Source organism: Micromonospora sp. 4G55 (genome assembly GCF_016803375.1).
In genome coordinates this window covers 1-2,302 of the sequence record NZ_JAEVHN010000852.1, presented here as the reverse complement: position 1 = coordinate 2,302, position 2,302 = coordinate 1, and the positions used below count along the sequence as shown (strand labels likewise).

At 75.4% G+C, this 2,302-nt stretch carries 3 protein-coding genes; all 3 read left to right on the top strand.

From position 1 onward, the window contains the following. On the top strand, positions 1-1,557 hold a 1,557-nt coding region (locus JNW89_RS35170), incomplete at its 5' end, for a nitrate- and nitrite sensing domain-containing protein (protein ID WP_255541585.1). Between the two features lie 63 nt (positions 1,558-1,620). Next, on the top strand, positions 1,621-2,001 hold the full coding sequence (locus JNW89_RS35165; RefSeq protein WP_238452309.1) for a DUF742 domain-containing protein: 381 nt from the start codon (positions 1,621-1,623) through the stop codon (positions 1,999-2,001). A 56-nt stretch (positions 2,002-2,057) separates the two neighbouring features. Further along, on the top strand, positions 2,058-2,302 hold a 245-nt coding region (locus JNW89_RS35160; protein ID WP_238452308.1), incomplete at its 3' end, for a hypothetical protein.

Here is a 2,302-nt window from a genome sequence, read left to right as displayed (position 1 = left end):
CTCCGCCGCCGACGACGACCTCGGGCTGCTCACCGCCGGCGTCCAGGAGCGGGCCGACGAACTCATCCGGCAGCTGGGTGGGTTGGCCGGCCTCCGGGCGGTGGCCGACGCCGGCCGGCCGACGCGGTCGCCGGCTACGACCGGCTGATCGACACGGCCTTCACCGTGTACGGCCCGGAATGGAGCGTGCGGGACAGCGAGCCGGCCGCCGAGACCCGGGCGATCGTCGCGCTGGCCCGGGCCCGGGAACTGCTCGCTCGGGAGGACACCCTGCTCACCGCCGCGCTGGCCGGCGGCCGGATCACCGCCGACGACCGGCGCCGCCTCGCCGATCTGGTCGCGAACCAGCGGTACGCCCGCGGCGAGGCCGTTGCCGGACTGCGGACGGCCGACCGGAACGGCTACCAGGCGATGGTGGACGGCACCCGCTTCACCGGCCTGCTGTCCCTGGAGGACGCGCTGCTCCGCGCCGACGACGGCCAGCCGGTGGTCACCGAGGAGGACTGGCGCGCGACGGCGGACGCGGCCCTGACGGGGCTGCACGAGTTCGTGCGGGCCACCGCCCGGGACAGTGCCGAGCGGGCCACGCCGGACGCGGCCCTGGTGGTCGTCCGCACCGGCGCCGTGCTGGGGCTGGGCCTGATCACGGTGCTCGCCCTGCTCCTCACCTGGACCGGCACCGTCCGCCGGCTGATGGAGCGGCGGGACCAGTCCCCGCTGGCGGCCGGGCCCGACCTGACCGAGCACGCCACCCGGGAGCTGTTCCTGCGGCTCACCCAGCGCAACCAGGTCCTGCTGCGCGACCAGCTCACCCTGCTCGACGCGATGGAGCGGCGGGAGTCCTCGGCGGAAAAGACCGCCGATCTGTTCCAGCTCGACCACCTCGCCGCCCGGCTCCGGCGCAACGTCGAAAAGTTGATCATCCTCGCCGGCGCGACGCCGGCCCGGCGGTGGCGGCGGCCGGTGCCGCTGCTCGAGGTGGCGCGCGGTGCGATGGCCGAGGTCGCGGACCACCAGCGGGTGCTGGTCGCACCGCAGTGGCCCTGGACCCTCACCGCGCCCGCCGTCACCCCGGTCGTCCACCTGCTGGCCGAGCTGATCGAGAACGCACTCCGGTTCTCACCGGCGGGCACCACGGTGCGGGTCGCCGGTGAGCCCGAGGCGGGGGGCTGCGCCATCGTGGTCACCGACGACGGACCGGGCCTGAGCGTGACCGACCTGGCCGAGGCGAACGAGCTGCTGGCCGACCCGCCGGCCGCCGGCCCGCCCGTCGGCCGGGTTGGACTCCACGCCGCTGCGCTGCTCGCCGCGCGCTGCGGCGCCCAGGTCTCGCTGCGTCCCGGCTCGCGCGGCGGCACGGCGGCGGTCGTGCTGCTCCCCGCCGGCCTGGTCACGTCGACCACGCCGCAGCAGGCAACCCCCGGGCCGCACCCGTCTCCGAACGAGAACGGCGAAGCACTGCCCGTGCCCGCCCACGGTGGACCACCGCCGCCCCGGCTCGACATCGCCGAACCCGCGCAGACGCCCGCCACGACCGCAGCAGAGGACAACAGATGATCCCCCACAATGGCGCCGCGGACGACCTGGAACGGTCCTCGACGGCGACGAGCGGAGACACCGATGCCGACCGCCGGCGACCCTGACGAGGCGTGGTACGACGACGACGCCGGGCTCCTGGCCCGGCCGTACGTGGTGGCGCGTGCGGCCGGCGCGGACGACGGCCGGCGTCTCGACCTCATCACCGTGGTCATGGCCCGGGGTGCGGTGCCCGCGGCCACGCCGCTCTTTCCCGAGCAGGCGCGCATCCTCGAGCTGTGCCGGCGTCCACTGTCGGTGGCGGAGGTCGGCGCGCAACTGGACCTGCCACTGGGTACGGTTCGGGTACTGCTCGGTGAGCTGCTGGACGCCGGGCTGATCGAGACGCACGTGTCGCCGACGCTGTCCGAGCTGCCGTCCCGGGAGCTACTCGAACAGATGCTCACCGGGCTCCAGGCGCTGTGACCGACGGCGTGGGCCGGGGACGCGCGTACGGTGAAGGATCTGAGGGAGAAGAGCACGTGCCGTCATCACCGCCCCAGCCACGGCGGACCGTAGCGGTCATCCTGCTCGACCGGACCGTGGCCCTGGCCGGGCACGCGCGGCGCGCGATCGGCGGCCTCGGGGCCTCGTCCCGGCGTACCCGGGTGCTGCTGGCCGCCTCGCTGGTGGTCCTGATCGCGACGACCGCCTCCGTCGTTCTGGTCCTGCGGACGCCGGAACGGCTGGCCCCCCGTGGCCCTCGACCCGCCGCCGGACGTCGCCC